We start from the raw sequence: 21,330 nt of genomic DNA on the forward strand, positions 1-21,330 counted from the left end.
ACGAGCTCTCTTTCCAGAGGATAGTTTGATTTAACTTTAGTTATTATAACGTGTTTCAGCTCGAGTTAAAAGTAGGAGTCACCCATATTATGAATGACTTTCAAGATATTTCACTGCACGATGCGCTATATCATGACGATAAAACAGCTCGTCCCCTTGATAATGATCCAAAAACTGATACACTTCCTCTAATGCTTGCGCTAAGGTAGGCGCTTTAGCATTAAGCAACATTACGCGTCCACCATTTGAGACTAGCTGATTCTCACGTTCAGACACACCAGCATAAAACGTCGTCACTTTATCTGGAAATTCTGGTAAAAGTACCCCGGTACTATATGCTTCAGGGTAGCCTTTTGCTGCTAATATAACACCTACACATGTATCGTCAGACCACGTAATATCAGGAATTTTATCATTGAATATATTATCGATTATTTTAGCAAAATCACTTGTTAAACGAGATAAAATCACTTGTGTTTCTGGATCTCCAAATCGCGCATTAAACTCAATAACTTTAGGCCCTTCTATTGTATTAATTAACCCCGTATATAAAATACCCGTAAACGGCGTTCCATTTTCAATCATACCTAAAACAGTCGGTTTCACTATTTCCATGACCGCTTGATTAATAACTGATTGAGGAATTTGCGGAACAGGAGAATACGCTCCCATACCTCCAGTATTAGGCCCTAAATCATGATCATAGGCACGTTTGTGGTCTTGTGCTATGACCATCGGATAAAAGGTTTCATTTTTCACAAACGATAGCAGTGAAAATTCTTCTCCTTCTAAAAACTCTTCAATAACCACTTCTTGACTGCTTTCTCCAAACTTGTGTTGAACTAGTAATTCTTCTAGGGCTTGATAGGCTTCTTCAAGCGTTGTGGCAATAACGACACCTTTGCCTGCTGCCAATCCATCGGCTTTAATGACCACGGGAAATGATGATTGACTAACGCATGCTCTAGCCGCTTCCACCTCATGAAAAACCTGATAATCAGCAGTTGGGATGCCATACGTTGTCATTATTTTTTTTGCAAAAGCCTTTGAGCCCTCGATTTGACTAGCTAAACGATTAGGACCAAATATTTTCAATCCTGCTGATTCAAACTCATCTACGATACCATTAATTAATGGCTGTTCCGGTCCTACTAATGTCCAATGAATGTTTTGTTCTTTAGCAAACTGAATCAATCCTTTATGATTATTTTCATTAATATCAAGGCATTCAATCCCATCTTGACGCATCCCAGGGTTACCTGGTGCACAATAAACAGTTTGAACACTTGAACTTTCTAATAATTTTTTAGCAATCGCATGTTCGCGTCCGCCACTACCAATGACTAATAACTTCATTAGATATTCTCCTTAATGTTTAAAATGCCTTGTACCAGTAAAAATCATAGCAATATCATGCTCATCGGCTGCGACAATCACTTCGTTATCTTTAATGCTACCGCCAGGCTGAATCACTGCTTTAATGCCGTGACTAGCTAAATACTCAATGCTATCACTCATTGGGAAGAAAGCATCACTTCCAACAACTACTCCATCTAAATTATCTGAGGCTTGTTCCATCGCAATCTTAAGTGAGCCAATACGGTTCATTTGACCCGCTCCAACCCCTAGTGTTCGCGTATCATTAGAAATCACAATCGCATTAGATTTCACATGCTTCACAGCTTTCCAAGCAAAGGCTAAAGCTGCAACTTCTTCTTCAGTTGGTTGTCTCTTTGTCACAACTTCCCAAACCTCATCATCACCAGTTATACTATCTAATTCTTGCACCAACACACCACCTAAAACAGAAGTCACTTCCATTGGTTCGTGATTAGTTTTAAGACGTGTTAAATCAAGCGATAAGACACGTAAATTTTTCTTTTTACGTAAAAGATCAAGTGCCTCTGAACTATAACTTGGCGCAATAATGATTTCTAAGAAAATCTTATGTAAATGTTCAGCAGTAGCTAAATCTACTTCACGGTTTAATACAACAATACCACCAAAGATTGATACCGGATCTGCTTCATATGCTGACACAAAAGCTGCTTCAATTGTTTGGCCTGTTCCAATCCCACATGGGTTCATATGTTTTAGAACAGCTACAGTTGGTTGATCGAAATCTTGAATAATCCTCACAGCCGCATCAGCATCTCGAAGATTATTGTAAGAGAGTTCTTTGCCATTAAGCTGTGTAGCATTAACTAACGAACCACTTGTTGTAAAAGGTTGACGATAAAAACTTGCTGCTTGATGATTATTTTCACCATAACGCAATGTTTGTTGTAATTCATAACCATTGACTAACAACTCTGGTGTAGCAATCCCCACTTTTTGATTCATATAATGAGCAATCATTGCATCGTAGTAAGCCGTGTGACCAAATACTTTAGCTGCTAAATATTCCCTTGTTTCAAGTGTGGTTTCTCCATTATCTTTCAGTTCATTCAATACACGCTCAAAATCATTAGGTGATACTAACGTTGTAACAGCAGCATAATTTTTTGCTGCTGAACGCAACATACTTGGACCGCCGATATCAATGTTTTCAATAATCATTTCATGAGTAGCCTCTGGATTAGCTAATGTTTCTTTAAATGGATATAAATTAACATACACTAAATCAATCAATTCGATTTGATGTTCCTTCACTTTCTCTAGATGTGTAACCAAATCACGTCTAGCAAGTAACCCACCGTGAATATTAGGATGTAATGTTTTAACACGACCGTCTAACATCTCTGGAAATCCTGTGATGTCATCAATCGCTATTGTGCTAATACCTGCTTCATCTAATAACAATTTAGTCCCACCGGTAGAAATAATGTCAAATCCTAATGTTACTAACGCTTTAGCAAAAGCGACAATGCCTGTTTTATCTGACACACTAATCAATGCACGTTTTTTCATGATTCATTTAGCTCCTTGTTAAGTAATTGTTGTAATACTTCTGGATATAGTTGATGTTCTAATTGATGCACACGTTCTTCCAAACGCTCTAAACTGTCATCAGGGTCAATTGCAAGGCTCGCTTGTCGAATCATAGGCCCGGTATCTAACCCTTCATCTACATAATGAATGGTTACACCGGTTACGGCCTGTCCATCAAGGTAGGCACGTTCAATGCTTCTTAGACCAGGATAATCCGGTAATAATGAAGGATGAATATTCACTATACAATGAGAAAAATTATGAATAACTTCTGGACCTAAAATACGCAAGTAACCAGCTAAAACAACAAATTCGACCTCATACGCTCTTAAAAGCGCCAAAAGTTCTGCTTCGTATGCGACTTTTGAATCAAAATCTTTGGGCGAAAAACTGGCAAACGGAATATCATATTGCTTAGCACGCTCTAAAACATAGGCATCCGATTGATCACTGAAAACGATAACTACCTCAGCTTGAAGGTCATTGCTCTGAATTTTTTTCATAATGGCTTCAAAGTTACTACCATTTCCTGAAGCTAAAATGGCAATTTTTTTCATAACGCATCTTCCATCCATTCAATAGGTTGACTTGTTTGCTTCACTACTTCCCCTATTACATAACTTGGCTCACCAAGTGTCGCCAATTGTTTTTGTACGGATACGACATCCTCTAAGCTCACCGCCATGACCATGCCAATGCCCATATTGAATATTTCATACATTTCATCAGGTAAAATATCACCATATTTTTCTAACACTTCAAAAATAGGCAGTATTGGCCACGAACCACGCTTAATATTTGCCGCTAAACCCTCAGGTAACATACGTGGAATATTTTCAACAAAACCGCCACCTGTAATGTGTGCCATCCCTTTCACTTTCCCTGTTTTTGCAACAGGCAATAGACTATTAACATAAATCTTTGTCGGTTCTAGTAGCACATCGACTAACCGTTGTCCGCCTAATTCGGCCATTACTTCATCCACCGCTAATTCATGACGTTGGAAAAAAATATCTCTAACTAACGAGTAACCATTCGAATGAATTCCTGATGAAGCAATGCCGATAAGGACGTCACCAGCTTTAATCGTTTCACCTGTAATTAGCTGAGATTTTTCGACTACCCCGACAGTAAAACCTGCTACATCATATTCTCCTACTTCATACAAACCAGGCATCTCTGCTGTTTCACCGCCAATTAAACCCGCACCAGCTTGTTGACAACCTCGTGCAATACCAGCCACAACCTGTTCAATTTGTGCAGGCTGATTTTTACCTGTTGCAATATAATCTAAGAAAAATAACGGTTCTGCTCCTTGAGCCACAATATCGTTCACACACATGGCCACACAATCGACACCTATAGTGTCATGTTTATCAGCTTCAATGGCTACCAACAACTTTGTCCCAACACCGTCCGTTCCAGCAACTAAAACAGGCTCTGTGTATTCTAATTGGCTTAAATCAAATAAGCCACCAAAACCACCAATCGCACCCATCATGCCTAAGCGTTGTGTTTTACTAACATGTTTTTTTATTCTCTCTACGACTTCATAACCCGCATGGACATCCACACCAGCTTTTCCATAAGCATTCGTCATGTTTTCCTCCCAGAACCCTTTATTTTTGTTTCTCATCTAATACAGATTGATAATCATATAAATTCGTTGGATAATCACCATTGAAATACGCCATACACAAGCCACCGTACGGCGCATCAAATGTTAAACCAATAGATTCAATTAAACCTGTCTCGCTTAAAAACGCTAAGCTATCGGCTTCCACGATCTCGCGAATTTCTTCTATCGAATGATTAGCAGCAATCAATTCTTTTGAATCTTGAATGTCTATCCCATAAAAACATGGGTATTTTAATGGTGGTGAAGTAATTCGTAAATGAACTTCTTTAGCTCCCGCTTCTTTTAGTAGCTGAACAATGCGTTTACTTGTGGTTCCACGCACAATAGAATCATCTACCAAAATAACACGTTTCCCTTCTACCACTCCGCGGACGGCAGATAGCTTCATACGTACCCCCTGTTCACGTAATTCTTGGGTTGGCTGAATAAACGTACGTGCAATATATTGATTCTTTACTAACCCCATCTCGTAGGGAATACCTGAAGCTTCTGCATAACCACTCGCAGCAGATAAAGAAGAATTAGGTACCCCAATGACCATATCAGCCTCTATGGGTGTTACTTCTTGAGCCAGACGTTTCCCCATTTTCTTACGAGCAGAATGGACGTTAATACCTGCAATATTAGAATCCGGACGGGCAAAATATATAAACTCCATTGAACAAATCGCATACTGCGTCTCTTCAGTAAATTGATCAATCGTCAACCCTTGATCATCAATTTTCACCAACTGTCCGGGTTTCACATCACATACAAATGTCGCACCACTAACTTCTAATGCACACGTTTCTGACGCCACCACATAGGCACCATTTGACATGCGGCCAATCGCTAACGGTCTAAAGCCATTCTGATCAAGGGCCGCATACAAGCACTCGTTTGTCATGATTAAATAAGCAAAGGCTCCTTTTACCGTATTCAACGCCCCTTTTATTTTTGATACAAAATCAGGTTGTTCACTTTTTTGAATTAAATGCATCAAAATTTCAGAATCTGAATTGGAATGAAGGATAGTTCCTTGCGCTTCTAGCTGTTTTCTTAACGTCGTTGCATTCGTTAAGTTCCCGTTGTGAGCCAGTGCAATTTGAGCATTTGATAATTCAAATAAGAAGGGTTGAATATTATTTAACGAATGATTGCCCGCCGTAGCATAGCGAACATGACCAATAGCCGCTTTTCCTGGTAATTCATTCAAGGTGCTTTCTTCTTTAAAAACTTGCGATAACAAGCCATGATTACGATATAAGTGGAGTGTTCCTTGATTGTTTGATACAATACCCGCTCCCTCTTGGCCTCGATGTTGTAAACTATGTAAACCAAAATAAGTGAGACGCGACGCATCTTCGTGTCCCCAAACACCAAAAACACCACATTCTTCTTTTAGTCCTTTGATTTCATAAGACATGGAATAGCTTCCTCCCATAATTTCTTAGCCTCTTTCGTCGCTAATTGAATCATCGCATCTTGTGTTTGAATTGAAAGTAACCCACCTGCTGTCACCACTCCAACACACTGAGCAGTTTGACCCATTAACATTTCGAACGCATCACAATTAGTGTGCTTCACGCTTATTACAAAACGTGAAGGTGACTCTGAAAATAATAGCTCACTGGCAAAATCAAGTGTAATATCGCAACCTAAAAGATTACCAAAAGCACTCTCTGCAATCGTGACAGCTAGACCACCTTCTGAGCAATCATGAGCACTTGACACTAACCCTTTTTGGATAGCTTCTAAGACCAACGCTTGATGCTTAGCTTCTTGCTCTAAATCATAAGCACTTAGTGCCCCTTCAATACGGCCTAATTGCATTTTTTGGATTTCACTACCATTAAAATCTGCCCGTGTTTCACCAATAATATAAATCACGTCACCAGCTGATTTAAAATCTTGTGAGGTAATATGTGACAAGTCTTCTACCAAACCTACCATCCCAATTGTTGGCGTTGGATAAATACCTTCCTCATTTGTTTCGTTATATAATGAAACATTACCAGAAATTACGGGTGTGTTTAATTGACGACAAGCAGCTGCAATACCATCTGCTGAAGTAGATAATTCCCAGAAGCATTCCGGTTTATCTGGAGAACCATAGTTTAAACAATCTGTAATAGCAAGCGGACATCCACCACTAGCTACAATATTACGTGCCGCCTCGGCCACCGCTAATTGTCCACCAATTTCAGGATTCAAGTATAAATAGCGCGCATTACAATCAGTTGTCATCGCTAACGCTTTGTTTGTCCCTCTCACACGTAAAACAGCGGCATCACTACCCGGACCAATAACCGTATTCGTTAATACTTGCGAATCATAACGTTCAACGATTGATTTTTTAGACGCAATCGTTGGTTGTTGTAACAATTGTTTCAAAACTTCTGTTGGATTATCACACGTCGGTTGGAACATTGGTAGCTCTTTAAACGCTTGAATACGAGCAGGTTCCTTCATTTCTTTATAATAAACAGGCGCTTCATCCGCTAAAGCATCTACAGGGACATCGGCCACCAATTGATCATGATGGTACAACTGATAACGTCCGTCATCTGTCACTTCACCAATCGCTACCGCGTCTAATTGATACGTTTTAAATAAATCAATAATCACTTGTTCATGCCCTTGTTTGACACACAACAGCATACGTTCTTGTGATTCTGATAACATCATTTCATAAGGCGTCATTTCTGTTTCACGTTGAGGAACATCATCCAAATATAATTTCAAGCCTGATCCTGCTTTTGAAGCCATTTCAGAACTTGAAGAAACCAAGCCAGCCGCACCCATATCTTGAATACCAATCAGACTATCCGAGTAATCTAAGATTAACTCTAGACACGCCTCCATTAATAATTTCTCCATAAAAGGATCGCCTACTTGAACTGCTGAACGTTGTTGCTCTTTTTCATCCGTAAATTCTTCTGAAGCAAACGTTGCACCATGAATACCATCACGTCCTGTTTTTGCACCTACATACATAATAGTATTGCCTACACCTTTGGCTTGGCCTTTTTGAATGTCTTTGTGTTCGATTAACCCAACACACATGGCATTCACTAATGGGTTCCCTTCATAACATGGATCAAAAGCCATCTCGCCACCGACTGTTGGAATACCAATACAGTTACCATAACCACCAATTCCTGCTACTACTTCTTCTAACAGGTACTTAGTACGTGCGTTGTTCAATTCGCCAAATCTTAAAGAATCAAGCATCGCAATTGGCCGTGCCCCCATACTGAAGATATCGCGGATAATCCCACCCACACCGGTTGCTGCTCCTTCATAAGGCTCAACAGCTGAAGGGTGATTATGACTCTCGGCTTTAAATACCACCGCCAAATTATCTCCGATATCAACAATCCCTGCCCCTTCACCAGGTCCTTGTAACACGTGTTCACCGTCAGTTGGGAATTTTCTTAAAACTGGCTTTGAATTTTTGTAAGAACAATGTTCACTCCACATCACCGAAAAAAGCCCCGTTTCGGTATAGTTGGGTAATCTACCTAAAATATCATTCGCAATTGATTGATACTCTTCATCTGACATCCCCCAGTCAGCATATAAACGTTTCTCTTTAATTTCTTGTGGAGTTGGTTCTGTCATCATCGTCATTAGTTCGTCACCTTTCCAAAGTTCTTAATCATTGAAGCAAAGAATAAACGGCCATCTTCAGAGCCAAGCAAGCTTTCCATCGCGCGCTCTGGATGAGGCATCATGCCTAAAACATTCCCTTTTTCATTTGTAATGCCTGCAATGTTTGCCACACTACCGTTAATATTTTCTTTATACTCAAACACAATTTGTTGATTGGCTTTTAATTGTGCTAAGGTTTCTTCATCGCAATAGTAGTTACCTTCACCATGAGCAATTGGCAAATGAATGATTTCATCTTGCGAGTATTCCGATGTGAAGTTCGTATTGGCATTCACTACTTTTAACGCAACTTTTTTACAGATAAAATTCAACGATTCATTACGTAATAAGGTCCCCGGTAATAAACCTGCTTCTGTTAAAATTTGAAACCCATTGCATGTCCCAAAAACCGGCTTACCTTCTTCAGCAAAACGCGTGACTTCTTTCATCACATTTGAAAAGCGTGCAATCGCACCACATCTTAAGTAATCCCCATATGAAAAGCCACCCGGAAGTAACACCCCATCAAACGCACTTAAATCAGTTGTCGTATGTGAAACAAAAGATGCTTCCGCACCCATCAAGTCTTTAACCGCCCACAATAAATCTTTGTCACAATTCGATCCTGGAAAAACAACAACCGCAAATTTCATTAAGCTTCTTCCTCCATCTCAATTATTTCATAACGGTAGGTTTCCATATTCACGTTAGCTAATAATTGATCACATAATGCCTCAACGACTGTCTCCACAGGTTCTTGTGATGACTGAACTTTCAATTCAAAATATTTTCCGATACGAACATCTTGAATACTTTCATACCCCAACTGATGAATCGCACCTTTTACTGCTTCCCCTTGCGGATCTAAAACTGATGGTTTATATGTGACAAATACTTTGACAAAATACATGATTATTTTCCCCCTTTTAATTGTTCTAAACGATCTAATACTTCCTCATAAACCGACACAATCTCGCCAATATTGCGACGATACACATCTTTATCTAAATGACGACTGGTTTCTTTATCCCATAAACGACACGTATCAGGAGAGATTTCATCTCCTAAGGTAATTTTTCCTTGGCTATTACGACCAAACTCTAATTTAAAATCGACTAACAGAATCGATAATTGATCAAATAATTGTCGTAAAACATGATTAATTTCAAGCGCTAACTGTTTTAACTCAGCTATTTCTTCTTTGCTTGCAATTTCTAAAAACAAGACATGTTCATCATTAATGAACGGATCATCCAAAGCATCATTTTTAAAATAGAACTCAACAATTGGTTGCTCTAACTCTTGCCCTTCCTCTAAACCAAAACGTTTTGCAAAACTTCCTGCTACTACATTTCGAACAACCACTTCTAACGGAATAATTTGTAAACGTTGAATGATTTGTTCTGTTGGTGATTTTTGTTGAATAAAATGGTGATCAATACCCTGTTCTGTTAAATAGTCAAAAATACGACTAGTGATTTTATTGTTTAATTGTCCTTTACCAATCACCTTGTCTTTTTTTAAGCCATTTAACGCCGTCGCTTGATCAAGGTATTCTACCCATAATACTTGCTCATCATCAGTTAAAAATAATTTTTTCGCTTTACCAGCATAAATTAAGCCGTTTCGTTTCATCGTTATGCTCCCCTTTTATTAATCTATCAATCCTACACGTTCAAAAATAACGTCTACTTGTTTCAAATGGTGGTGATAATCAAAGGCACTGGCAATATCATCCGCCGTTAAAACGGTCGAAATGGTTTCATTTCCTTCGATCAACTGTCTAAAATCAACTTGCTCATCCCAAGCTTTTGAGGTCAGTGGTTGTACTAAATCATAGGCTTGCTCACGTGTCATCCCTTTAGTCACGAGCTGTAACATCACTTGTTGACTATAAATCAACTGATGCGTCGCATGCATATTACGCTTCATATTCTCAGGGAAAACGGTCAATTCCTTCACAATTTTGCCAAAACGCGCTAGCATGTAATCAAGTAAAATCGTGCTATCTGGCAAAATAATTCGCTCCGCTGAAGAATGTGAAATATCACGTTCATGCCATAAAATAACATTTTCATAAGCTGTTACCATATGCCCTCGGATAACACGTGCTAACCCACACATATTTTCAGAACCAATCGGGTTACGTTTATGAGGCATAGCAGATGAGCCCTTTTGACCTTTGGCAAAATACTCCTCGACTTCTCGTTGCTCTGACTTTTGTAAACCTCTTATTTCTGTAGCAAATCGTTCAATGCTTGTCGCAATTAATGCTAAACAACTCATGTATTCAGCATGTAGGTCCCTTGGCAGTACTTGCGTTGAAATATCTTGCGCCCTAATGCCTAATTTGTCACACACATACCCCTCTACAAAAGGAGGGATATTCGCAAACGTTCCGACAGCACCTGACATTTTACCCGCTTCAACACCTTCAGCTGCTAGATTAAAACGTGTCAAGTTACGCGTCATTTCAGCGTACCAAGTAGCAAGTTTCAAGCCAAATGTTGTTGGTTCAGCATGGACGCCATGTGTACGTCCCATCATGACTGTCTCTTTATGTTCCAAGGCTTTTTTCCCGACTATTTCAATAAAATCTTCTAACCCTTGTCTTAATAATTCATTTACCTGTTTGAGTTGATAACCATACGCCGTGTCCACGACATCTGTACTCGTTAAACCATAATGTACCCATTTACGTTCTTCTCCTAAAGATTCAGACACACAACGAGTAAATGCAACCACATCATGACGCGTTTCTTTTTCGATTTCTAGAATGCGTGAACTATCAAATGTTGCGTCTTCACGAATTTTTCGAACGTCTTCTTTAGGAATCACACCTAATTCCGCCCATGCTTCAGTTGCTAATATTTCGACTTCCAGCCATGTTTGATAACGATTCGTTTCTGACCATAATGCAGACATCTCCGGTCTTGTATAACGAGGGATCATTTATTTTCTCCTTTTAATTCCAAATAGTAGTTTTTTTTAATGCCGTGAGTACGTAAGTAATATCCTCACTAAGTATCGTAATATGCCCCATTTTACGACCAAATTGAGGTTGCTCTTTACCGTAATAATGAAAATGCCACGTAGGATGGTGAAGCATTAGTTCAAGTGAATCTTCAAGATGTTGGCCTAGGACATTCACCATCACGACCGAGCTTAATAAATTAGGTGAAGCAAGTGGTAAGCCACAGATGCCTTTAATATGTAAATCAAATTGGCTAACATCACAGGCTTCAATTGAATAGTGCCCTGAATTATGAGGTCTTGGTGCTAATTCGTTGATATAGACTTTTTGACCAACAACAAACATTTCAATCGCTAATACACCCGTTAAATGTAATTTTTTTGCCACTTCCAATGCTAAATTAGACGCTTGTGAGCTCACAGATTGACACACTCTTGCTGGGACAATGGTTTGATGTAAAATATTTTGATGGTGAAGATTCTCTGCGCAAGGAAATGTGACATATTCCCCTTGAGGATTCCCAGCTACAATAACGGAGAGTTCTTTATCAAACGTTAACCATTCCTCTAACACACATTTTTGAATTAAGAGCCCTTTTGCCATTTCAACATCAGCAAACGACTTAATCACCACTTGTCCTTTTCCGTCATAGCCACCTCTTGTTGTTTTCAATACACAGGGATAACCAATCACTTCAATTGCATCTAGCAAATCTTCCAACGTATCAATCACACTGAAACTAGCAATTGGTAATTTTAATTGCGCCAAAAATTGTTTTTCTTTCACCCTATCTTGCGTGATTTCTAGTAAATCTGTGCCTTGAGGTAAAGAATAAGATATGGGAATATCTTTTAATGCGCTTGCTGAAACATTCTCAAACTCATAAGTTAGGAGATTTGATTTCTTAGCAAGTTCTGTTAAGCCACTCACATCATCATACGCACACTGGATAAAATGATTAGCCACGCTAGCTGCGGGGCAATACTTATTAGGATCTAACACATTTACACGATAGCCCATTTCTTTGGCACTCATTGCTAACATTTGCCCAAGTTGTCCACCACCGATAATACCAATAGTTGAACCAGGTAGTACTGTTTGACTATTCATCTGATAACCTACTACTTTCTAACACTTTTTCAGTTAATCGCTGACGTCTTTCAATCAGACGTTCCGCTAACTGAGGGTCACTAATTGCAAGCATTTGGGCGGCTAATAAACCTGCATTCATTGCTCCTGCCTCTCCAATAGCCATTGTAGCAACTGAAACACCACCAGGCATCTGCACAATAGACAATAATGAATCTACACCATTCAATGTTCGGCTTTTAACTGGGACCCCAATAACAGGAAGAATTGTTTTAGAGGCTACCATCCCTGGTAAATGGGCTGCTCCACCTGCTCCTGCAATGATTATTTTTAGACCTCTTCCCATAGCATTATCTGCATATTCAAACATATAATCTGGTGTCCTATGAGCTGATACAACAAGCTTTTCAAAAGGAACGCTTAACTCTTCTAAACAGGCACACGCTATTTTCATGGTTTCCCAGTCCGATTGACTCCCCATGATAACACCAACTAAAGGTTCCATAGAAACCCTCCTCTCTATTTGTGATTATCTTAACAACAACACTTCTCTAAGTCAATAAAAAACGTATATTTTTAACTTATTTTTTCCAAAATGTTCGTCTTTTATTTAACGAAACTATACAAACAATCGAAATTACTCTTTCATTGTCAATATAATCTATATCAATCAAACTTTTTGAAACAATATGTATTTTTAGGCAAAAAAAAATAGCCCTAAGGCTATTTTTTTATTCATCATTTGAAGAATGTAACTCAACAATTTTACCTGTTTTTAAGTAAATGATCCATTCACAAATATTGGTTACATAATCTCCAATACGTTCTAAAAAGCGAGCGACTCTTAAATAGTCCGTCCCAATCTCAACAAGATCAGAATCTTCTTTCATCACTCTAATACACATTTCGTATATCTCTTTGAAGTAATCGTTTATTTTTTCGTCACGATCAGCAATCAGAACAGCTTCTTCAGAATTACCTTCTGTGTAAGCATGTAAGGCGTCATCTAATAACTTAAGAACATCATCTGCCATATCTGAAATTTTTTCTTGGATTTCAAAAATAGGTTTTGTATTGTTCACACGAATAGCCGCCTTAGAAATTGACACGGCATGGTCACCAATTCGTTCTAAGTCATTCACAGCTTTCATTACTGTAATAATCAAACGTAAATCAGACGTTACTGGTTGTTGTAACGCAATCATTTCTAACCCTTTTTTCTCTAAATCTGATTCAAATTCATTAATCTTTGAATCGCCTTGAATAACGCTTTGGGCAATTTCATTATCTTGTTTAATAAAAGCACGAACCGCTTTATAAACAGATAAACTTACCGCTTCACCCATTGTATGGAATTCTTCGTGTAATTGACGTAAATCTTTTTCAAATTGAGCTCTTAACATAAGAAGTAACCTCTCTTTGTTTATTTTTTTAGCCAAATTTCCCTGAAATATAATCTTCAGTTTCTTGTTTCTTAGGATTCAAGAAAATATTTGACGTTTTATCAAATTCTATCAAATTGCCATCTAAAAAGAAAGCAGTTTTATCAGAAATTCGAGACGCTTGTTGCATGTTATGGGTTACCATAATCATTGTATATTTGTCTTTTAACTCATATAACATATTTTCAATTTTCCCACTTGAAACAGGGTCCAACGCACTAGTTGGTTCATCTAGTAAGATGATCTCTGGCTCAACTGCTAGTACACGTGCAATACACACACGTTGTTGTTGTCCGCCTGATAAAGCTAATGCACTTTTATCAAGCTTATCTTTAACATCATCCCACACAGATGCTGCTTTTAAGCTTTTCTCAACGATTTCATCCAATTCTTGTTTTGATTTTTTTCCTTCAAGTTTTAAACCATAAATAACATTTTCGTAGACTGAAAACGGGAAAGGATTCGGTTGTTGGAAAACCATGCCAATTTTTTTTCGTAACTCTACTAAGTCTGTTTGTGGGCTATAAATATTTTGATCTTTATACATAATATTTCCTGTAATAGTAACGCCAGGAATCATATCATTCATACGGTTAATACTTCTTAAAAAAGTTGATTTACCACAGCCTGATGGACCGATTAATGCGGTAATTTCACCTTGTTTAAAGTCAATATCAATCCCTTTTAACGCTTCTTTCTCGCCATAAAATAAATGTAAATCTTTAGATTTTAACAAATTCTCTTCCCCCTAGCCGAAGTGTCCTGATACATAGTCTTCAGTAGCTTGTATTTTAGGACGAGTGAAAATTTTATTGGTTGTATCATACTCAATAGCATGCCCCATGTAGAAAAATGCTGTGTAATCACTAATACGTGATGCTTGTTGCATATTATGTGTCACAATAATAATTGAAAAATCTTTTTTCAAGTTTAATAATGTTTCTTCTAATTTACCTGTTGAAATTGGGTCTAACGCACTAGCTGGTTCATCTAATAATAAGATATCTGGTTTCATGGCAATAGCACGTGCAATACATAGACGTTGTTGTTGTCCGCCTGAAAGAGCTAACGCACTTTTACCTAGATTATCTTTTACTTGATCCCATAATGCCGCTTGTTTAAGACTTGTTTCTACTACTTCGTCTAAATAATTTTTATCTGTAATACCATGTTGTTTCAATGCAAATGTGATATTTTCATAGATAGACTTACTGAATGGATTTGGACGTTGAAATACCATACCAATATGTTTACGCATTTCATAAACATCAATGTTACTTGCATTAATATCAATTCCTTGATAAATAATTTCACCAGTAATTTTCGTGTTATTAATTTCATCGTTCATACGATTTAATGAACGTAAATACGTTGATTTACCACAACCCGAAGGACCAATTAACGAAGTGATTTTGTTCTCTTCAAATTCCAGAGATACACCTTTTATTGCTTCGTTTTGGCCATACCAAACATGTAAGTCGTTGGTTTTTAAATCAACAGATTTACTATCTAATGTAATAATGTGACGATCTTCTAAATTATACTCTTTCATTGTTTACTCCTTCGTTATGCGGAAGTCATTTTCTTATGTAATTTCTTACCTAAGAAGCGAGCTAAGATATTAAATAATAAGACAGCTAAGATTAACACAGCTGAAGCACCTGCTGAAACTTGTGGACCATCCGGCATGGTACCTTCACTGTTAACTTTCCAAATATGAACAGCTAATGTTTCAGCTTGTCTGAAGATATTTAATGGACTTGAAATATTTAGTGGGTTCCAATCTGTAAAATCTAACGCTGGTGCACTCTGACCAGCTGTATAGATTAATGCTGCCGCTTCACCAAAAATACGACCTGCACCTAAAATCACACCCGTTAAAATACCAGGTAAAGCCTCTGGTACAACAACTTTTAAGACTGTTTCCCAACGAGACAATCCTAATGCTAAACCTGCTTCACGCTGTGTATAGTGAACAGCTTTTAACGATTCTTCAACATTACGTGTTAGTAATGGTAAGTTAAAGAAAGTTAAAGCTAGCGCTCCCGAAATAATCGAGAAACCAAAGCCTGCTTGTACAACAAAAATTAAGAAACCAAACAAACCAACAACGACAGAAGGCAATGAACTAAGGATCTCAATTGCCGTACGAATAAAATCTGTTAACCAATTTTTCTTCGCATACTCTGATAAATAAATCCCTGCACCTAGTGAGATAGGCACACTAATTATCATCGTAATAATTAACAAATAAAATGAGTTGAACAACTGAATACCAATACCACCACCGACTTCAAAAGTCTTAGCAGGCTGTGTCAAAAACTCCCAGCTAATATGTGGTATACCACGAACTAAAATATAAGCAATTAAGCTCGCTAAAATTAATACAATAATTGCAGCAATTGCATATAGTACACTTGTTGCAATCTTATCTACTTTTTTTGAATTCATTATTTAAATTCTCCTTTTTTACCAATCATACGAATGATGATATTAAAGAATAGTGACATCAATAATAGTAATAATGCTAGAGACCATAAAACATTGTTTTCTAATGTCCCCATAATGGTATTTCCGATTCCCATTGTTAAAATACTTGTTAATGTTGAGGCTGGTGTGGTCAAGTTTTCCGGTAAAATTGCAGCATTACCAATAACCATTTGAATCGCTAATGCTTCACCAAAAGCTCTTGCCATCCCAAATACAACTGCTGTTAAAATACCAGGAATTGCAGCTCTAAGTACCACCTTGTATGTTGTTTGCCATCTTGTTGCACCTAAGGCTAAAGAAGCTTCTCTATAATGACGAGGCACAGCATTTAAAGAATCCACTGTCATGGATGTAACAGTTGGAAGAATCATAACAAATAACACAAATGTTCCTGCTAAAATACCAAAACCACTGCCACCAAACACATTACGGACCGCTGGCACAACAACCGTTAAACCGATAAAACCATATACTACTGAAGGAATCCCTACAAGTAATTCGATAACTGGCTGTAATACTTTTTTACCTAAGTTAGGCGATATTTCTGTCATAAAGACCGCTGCCCCAATAGCAAATGGTGTAGCAACAATCGCAGATAATAACGTCACCAAGAAAGAACCTACCAGCATTGGCAAAGCCCCTACTAATGGCTTTCCGTCATCTCCTACAGTGCCTGGTGCCCAATCTGTACCAAATAAGAAATCAAATACATTAACGCCATCTTTAAAGAAAGTGGCTAATCCTTTACTCATAACAAAATAAAAAATAGCTGCTACTACTGCGACAATAAATACAATACATAATAAACTAATCGCTTTACCGATTTGTTCTAATTTTGCTTTTTTAGATTTAGTTAATAGACTCTTTTGAATCTCTTCCAAGACTTTCGTCCTCCTATACAATTCAATTACTGAATGATTTCGCCATTAGCGTCTCGTTCGACTTCCATTTGAGTAACCGGAATATAGCCCAGTTTTGGAATCATGCCATTTTGCATTTCATCAGATAATACAAAATCGATGTATTCTTTGGTTAATCCTGTTGGTTGTCCTTTTGTATACATATGTTCGTATGACCAAATTGGCCATTGATTAGTTGTAACATTTTCATCTTTAGGTTGAATACCATCAATTGATAATTCTTGTACTTCTTTTGTAATGTAAGAAAATGCTAAGTAGCTAATTGCTCCAGGAGTAGTGCTGACAATTTGGCGAACCATTCCTGTTGAATCTTGTTCTTGAGCTTTCTTGGTTTTTTCACCATTCATGACCCAACGCTCAAAAGTAGCACGTGTTCCACTACCACTTGCACGGTTGATAATCACGATTGGCAAGTCTTTACCACCTAATTCTTTCCAGTTAGTTAATTCACCGGTAAAAATTGCTCGTAAGTTATCCATAGAAATATCTTTAATCCCAATTTCTTTGTTAACAATCGGTGCAATCCCCACGACAGCCACTTTAAAACTAACCAATTCTGACGCATCAATACCCGATTTTTCTTCTGCAAATAAGTCCGAATTCCCGATATCCACCGCACCTGATTGTACCTGACTAAGTCCTGTGCCGCTTCCTCCTCCTTGAACATTTACAAATTTCCCAAGATTGTTACTGCTGAATTCATTCCCTGCCGCCTCCGCTAATGGTTGCATAGCAGATGATCCTACTACAGTGATCGACTCTCCTTTATCAATTTTACATCCTGCTAAGAATAATAATCCTGATAAAACAAGAGCTAGTTGCAAGATTTTTTTCACCTAAAAATCCTCCTTCAAAAATTAACGAACTAATCATTTTTTTGTGTTAGTTCCCTTCTTTCAAGATATATGTTTCCTTCATAAAAAGCAAGTTTTTTCGGTTAAAAAAAGTAAGTTTTTTCTGAAAGAAAGTTTTTTTTCTTCTATATATACAACTATTTTTTCTTTCAAAACAAATGATCATTTTTATGGAGTCACCTAAACAAAAATAATAAATGAAATATTACCTAAAATGTTCCTTTTTGAATTCTATTATGACTAAAATAACCTACGAATATTCGTCAATTGCCTAGATAGTTTCTTTTTATATAGAATCATCCTTTTTTCTCGAAATTTCCATATCATTTCAAAAAAAGCTATGAAATAGAAATGATCTATTCCATAGCTTTTCACTGTTATATTTTTAAGAATCGTCTCATAGAGAAAATTGATCCGATTGACCCAATGACTACCCCGATAATTAAGACAAGGGATGCTAACCACATCGTCAATTCATCTGGGTGTATTAAAGAGTAATTACCTGTTGCCATAAAGGTCTTCATAATAACTTGATAAGACTTACGATATCCAAATAATACCGTTAAGATAGGAACAATAGAACCTAATATCCCTATCCAAGCACCTTCTAAGAAGAAAGGCCATCTAATATAAGCATTTTTTGCTCCTACAAGTCGCATAATTTGGATCTCACGTTTACGTGATATAATTGTTATCCTAATAGTATTTGAAATCAAGAAAATAGCGACAAATAATAATAATGCCATACCAATCAAGCCCCAGAAGCGAACATTTTTAGAAAGCGAGAAAATTTTGTCGGACGATAAACCACCATAATCTGCTTTATAAACATTGGTTAATGTTTCAGCCTTCTTTTGTACTTGCTTTACTGCTTCAGGTGTTTTCGCACTGACAATAAAAACATCATATAAAGGATTTTCATCACCCTTAAAAATTTCAAAAGAGTCACCCATGGTTTCAACTAATTTTTCATATTGTTCTTCTGAACTTGAAAATTTAACATTCGTTACACCAGGAAGTGTCTGTAATTCTTTTTCTAGTTTATCCAACCCTTTATCTTCTGTTCCCAATTCAACAAAGACCGAGACATCTACTGCTTTTTCGATATCTTGCGCTAGTTTGGAAACATTCAAAATAACGGATAAAAAGATTCCTACTAATACTAAAGTAACCGTCACTGCACTTACAGATGCTAGTGTCATCCAACCGTTACGTTTTAAACTCTTAAAACTTTCGCCAATATGACGGAAAAAATTTCTAATCATCGTAGCCGTATTCTCCTTCCAATTGATCTCGGATAATTCGACCATTTTCAATCGCAATAACGCGATGAGTAATCGTGTTTACAATGTTACTATTGTGTGTTGCCATGACAACAGTTGTTCCTTGGATATTAATCTTTTCAAGTAAATTCATGATTTCCCATGAATTTTCAGGATCTAAGTTACCTGTTGGTTCATCTGCTATTAACAATTTTGGTGTATTCACAATGGCTCTAGCAATTGCCACACGTTGTTGTTCTCCACCAGAAAGCTCATTGGGGAAAACACGTACTTTATGTCTTAATCCTACTAAATCTAATACTTCCATTACACGACGTTTAATTTCACGAGGCTTCTTACCAATAACCTGCATTGCATACGCTACGTTCTCGTAAACCGTTTTTTGGTGTAATAGTTTATAATCCTGGAAGACAATGCCGATTTCACGACGCAATAAAGGCACATTACGATTTTTTATTTTCATTAAATCATAACCAACGACATTTAATTGTCCTTTGGTTGCTTTTTCTTCACGATACATTAACTTAATAAATGTGGATTTACCAGCCCCACTTGGACCTACAACATAAACAAACTCCCCTTGATCAATTTTAATTGACAGGTTACGAACAGCGGTGGTCCCGTTTGAATACTTTTTGGTCACTTCTTTCATCTCAATCATGTAGTATACTCCTATCTATAAAAACTAAACGACTTTACTCATTATAGCATTACCATATTGTAATACTTTAATATTTTGATTACAATTACATTTCAGTTTCACTAATTTGCAAGACTAGAACGTAAATACGCATCAATAAAGCCGTCTAAATCTCCATCCATAACGGGTTGAACATTACCAACTTCATAATCCGTTCTGTGATCTTTAATCATCGAATACGGATGGAAAACATACGAACGAATTTGAGAACCCCATCCGATTTCTTTTGTTTCCCCTCTTATTTCAGCTTCTTCTTGTGCTTTTTTCTCTAATTCTAATTGATATAATTTAGCTTTTAACATTCCCATTGCTTGCTCACGGTTTTTTAACTGTGAACGTTGTGCTTGACTTGCAACCACCACACCCGTAGGTAAATGGGTAATACGAACGGCAGATTCCGTTTTATTGATATGTTGCCCACCTGCGCCACTAGCACGATACGTATCTATCTTTAAATCATCCGTGTTAATATCAATTTCAATTTCATCATTTAGTTCCGGCATGACATCAATAGAACAAAATGAAGTATGACGACGTGCATTAGAATCAAATGGAGAAATTCTGACCAAACGATGAACACCCATTTCAGCTTTTAAATAACCATAGGCATTCAATCCGCTAATTAATAAGGTCACACTCTTAATACCCGCCTCATCTCCAGCTTGATAATCTAAGTATTCCACTTTATAGTCGTGCTGAGTTGCCCATCGTGTATACATACGCAAAAGCATTTCGCCCCAATCTTGAGATTCTGTTCCACCTGCTCCAGGATGGATTTCTAAGATGGCATTATTCTTATCGTATGGGCCATCTAGTAATTGAGCTAATTCATAGGCGGCTAATTTTTGTTTATAGGTGGCTAGACTTTCGATTAATTCTGTTTTTATTTCTTCATCCGGCTCTTCTTGAATCATTTCTAACATCATCATCAATTCATCTTGTTCTTCTGAAAGTGACATAAATTTTTGATACTTATCTTTTAATTCGTTAGACGCGTTAATCACTTTTTGAGCCGCCTGATTATCATCCCAGAAAGTTGGTTGCCCCATTTGATAATCAAAATCAGCAATCATTTCTTCAAGTTGATCTAAGTCAAAGAGACCCCCTAAAATCGGCTATTTTTTTACCAGTTGCTTGTAGTTCATTTTTTAAATCTGAAAGTTCCATTCCAAATCGTCTCCTTACATAATAAATACGGCAAAGAATATTCTTCGCCGCATTTAACGTTATTAATTAGTCTGTCAAACCATGACAGTTTTTATATTTTTTCCCACTTCCACAAGGACAAAGATCGTTACGACCAATTTTTTCAGATGTAACTGGCTGACGTTTTTGTTCGCCACCTTGAACACGTCCTTGTTCAGGAGTTACTTCA

The 21,330-nt window shown here is 37.4% G+C and carries 21 protein-coding genes and 1 pseudogene; all 22 read right to left on the reverse strand.

Translation table 11 applies throughout. The features are described 5' to 3' along the window. Window positions 1-87 precede the first annotated feature (87 nt). Window positions 88-1,356, reverse strand: a complete 1,269-nt coding sequence (purD, locus tag E4Z98_RS05510; protein WP_135253492.1) for a phosphoribosylamine--glycine ligase — start codon at window positions 1,354-1,356, stop codon at window positions 88-90. A gap of 12 nt (window positions 1,357-1,368) precedes the next feature. After that, the gene (purH, locus tag E4Z98_RS05515) at window positions 1,369-2,910 is read right to left on the reverse strand and encodes a bifunctional phosphoribosylaminoimidazolecarboxamide formyltransferase/IMP cyclohydrolase (RefSeq protein WP_135253491.1); all 1,542 of its coding nucleotides are present in this window, start codon (window positions 2,908-2,910) and stop codon (window positions 1,369-1,371) included. Then, a complete protein-coding gene (purN, locus tag E4Z98_RS05520) occupies window positions 2,907-3,488 on the reverse strand; it encodes a phosphoribosylglycinamide formyltransferase (RefSeq protein WP_135253490.1) in 582 nt (193 codons plus the stop codon). Before purN ends, purH begins: the two co-directional genes overlap by 4 nt. Further along, the gene (gene purM, locus E4Z98_RS05525; protein ID WP_135253489.1) at window positions 3,485-4,531 is read right to left on the reverse strand and encodes a phosphoribosylformylglycinamidine cyclo-ligase; all 1,047 of its coding nucleotides are present in this window, start codon (window positions 4,529-4,531) and stop codon (window positions 3,485-3,487) included. Before purM ends, purN begins: the two co-directional genes overlap by 4 nt. Before the next feature lie 19 nt (window positions 4,532-4,550). Next, window positions 4,551-5,975 carry an amidophosphoribosyltransferase gene (gene purF, locus E4Z98_RS05530; RefSeq protein ID WP_135253488.1) on the reverse strand — a complete coding sequence of 475 codons (1,425 nt, stop codon included), beginning with the start codon at window positions 5,973-5,975 and terminating at the stop codon, window positions 4,551-4,553. Beyond that, window positions 5,951-8,182, reverse strand: coding sequence for a phosphoribosylformylglycinamidine synthase subunit PurL (purL, locus tag E4Z98_RS05535; protein ID WP_135253487.1), 2,232 nt, complete (start codon window positions 8,180-8,182; stop codon window positions 5,951-5,953). Before purL ends, purF begins: the two co-directional genes overlap by 25 nt. Next, window positions 8,182-8,856, reverse strand: a complete 675-nt coding sequence (gene purQ / locus E4Z98_RS05540; protein ID WP_135253486.1) for a phosphoribosylformylglycinamidine synthase subunit PurQ — start codon at window positions 8,854-8,856, stop codon at window positions 8,182-8,184. Before purQ ends, purL begins: the two co-directional genes overlap by 1 nt. After that, complete coding sequence (purS, locus tag E4Z98_RS05545; RefSeq protein WP_135253485.1) at window positions 8,856-9,113, reverse strand: phosphoribosylformylglycinamidine synthase subunit PurS; 258 nt, start codon at window positions 9,111-9,113, stop codon at window positions 8,856-8,858. The genes purQ and purS overlap by 1 nt, the downstream gene beginning before the upstream one ends. Before the next feature lie 2 nt (window positions 9,114-9,115). Next, window positions 9,116-9,838: a phosphoribosylaminoimidazolesuccinocarboxamide synthase gene (purC, locus tag E4Z98_RS05550; RefSeq protein WP_135253484.1), complete on the reverse strand. Its 723-nt coding sequence runs from the start codon at window positions 9,836-9,838 to the stop codon at window positions 9,116-9,118. An 18-nt stretch (window positions 9,839-9,856) separates the two neighbouring features. Beyond that, complete coding sequence (purB, locus tag E4Z98_RS05555) at window positions 9,857-11,155, reverse strand: adenylosuccinate lyase (protein ID WP_135253483.1); 1,299 nt, start codon at window positions 11,153-11,155, stop codon at window positions 9,857-9,859. Window positions 11,156-11,168: 13 nt separating this feature from the next. After that, entirely contained in the window at window positions 11,169-12,287 is a 1,119-nt protein-coding gene (gene purK / locus E4Z98_RS05560) for a 5-(carboxyamino)imidazole ribonucleotide synthase (protein ID WP_135253482.1), read from the reverse strand. After that, window positions 12,280-12,771, reverse strand: coding sequence for a 5-(carboxyamino)imidazole ribonucleotide mutase (gene purE / locus E4Z98_RS05565; RefSeq protein ID WP_135253481.1), 492 nt, complete (start codon window positions 12,769-12,771; stop codon window positions 12,280-12,282). The genes purK and purE overlap by 8 nt, the downstream gene beginning before the upstream one ends. A 226-nt stretch (window positions 12,772-12,997) precedes the next feature. Next, the gene (gene phoU / locus E4Z98_RS05570) at window positions 12,998-13,669 is read right to left on the reverse strand and encodes a phosphate signaling complex protein PhoU (RefSeq protein ID WP_135253480.1); all 672 of its coding nucleotides are present in this window, start codon (window positions 13,667-13,669) and stop codon (window positions 12,998-13,000) included. 28 nt (window positions 13,670-13,697) lie between these two features. Further along, on the reverse strand, window positions 13,698-14,444 hold the full coding sequence (pstB, locus tag E4Z98_RS05575; RefSeq protein WP_135253479.1) for a phosphate ABC transporter ATP-binding protein PstB: 747 nt from the start codon (window positions 14,442-14,444) through the stop codon (window positions 13,698-13,700). A gap of 12 nt (window positions 14,445-14,456) precedes the next feature. After that, complete coding sequence (gene pstB / locus E4Z98_RS05580) at window positions 14,457-15,260, reverse strand: phosphate ABC transporter ATP-binding protein PstB (protein ID WP_135253478.1); 804 nt, start codon at window positions 15,258-15,260, stop codon at window positions 14,457-14,459. Between the two features lie 14 nt (window positions 15,261-15,274). Beyond that, the gene (gene pstA, locus E4Z98_RS05585) at window positions 15,275-16,159 is read right to left on the reverse strand and encodes a phosphate ABC transporter permease PstA (RefSeq protein ID WP_135253477.1); all 885 of its coding nucleotides are present in this window, start codon (window positions 16,157-16,159) and stop codon (window positions 15,275-15,277) included. Beyond that, window positions 16,159-17,079: a phosphate ABC transporter permease subunit PstC gene (pstC, locus tag E4Z98_RS05590; RefSeq protein WP_135253476.1), complete on the reverse strand. Its 921-nt coding sequence runs from the start codon at window positions 17,077-17,079 to the stop codon at window positions 16,159-16,161. Before pstC ends, pstA begins: the two co-directional genes overlap by 1 nt. Before the next feature lie 26 nt (window positions 17,080-17,105). After that, window positions 17,106-17,954: a phosphate ABC transporter substrate-binding protein PstS family protein gene (locus E4Z98_RS05595; protein WP_135253475.1), complete on the reverse strand. Its 849-nt coding sequence runs from the start codon at window positions 17,952-17,954 to the stop codon at window positions 17,106-17,108. A 395-nt stretch (window positions 17,955-18,349) separates the two neighbouring features. After that, window positions 18,350-19,237, reverse strand: a complete 888-nt coding sequence (gene ftsX, locus E4Z98_RS05600; RefSeq protein ID WP_135253474.1) for a permease-like cell division protein FtsX — start codon at window positions 19,235-19,237, stop codon at window positions 18,350-18,352. Next, window positions 19,230-19,916, reverse strand: a complete 687-nt coding sequence (ftsE, locus tag E4Z98_RS05605; RefSeq protein ID WP_135253473.1) for a cell division ATP-binding protein FtsE — start codon at window positions 19,914-19,916, stop codon at window positions 19,230-19,232. The genes ftsX and ftsE overlap by 8 nt, the downstream gene beginning before the upstream one ends. Window positions 19,917-20,017: 101 nt before the next feature. Then, a protein-coding gene (gene prfB, locus E4Z98_RS05610; protein WP_135253472.1) for a peptide chain release factor 2 occupies window positions 20,018-21,122 on the reverse strand; the annotation gives its coding sequence in 2 pieces (ribosomal slippage) (window positions 20,018-21,049 and window positions 21,051-21,122; 1,104 coding nt in all). Window positions 21,123-21,188: 66 nt separating this feature from the next. Next, window positions 21,189-21,266: pseudogene (locus tag E4Z98_RS10310) on the reverse strand (SEC-C metal-binding domain-containing protein); the annotation flags it as partial. Window positions 21,267-21,330 lie beyond the last annotated feature (64 nt).

The sequence above is a fragment of the Vagococcus xieshaowenii genome, assembly GCF_004792515.1.
Classification (GTDB): domain Bacteria; phylum Bacillota; class Bacilli; order Lactobacillales; family Vagococcaceae; genus Vagococcus_A; species Vagococcus_A xieshaowenii.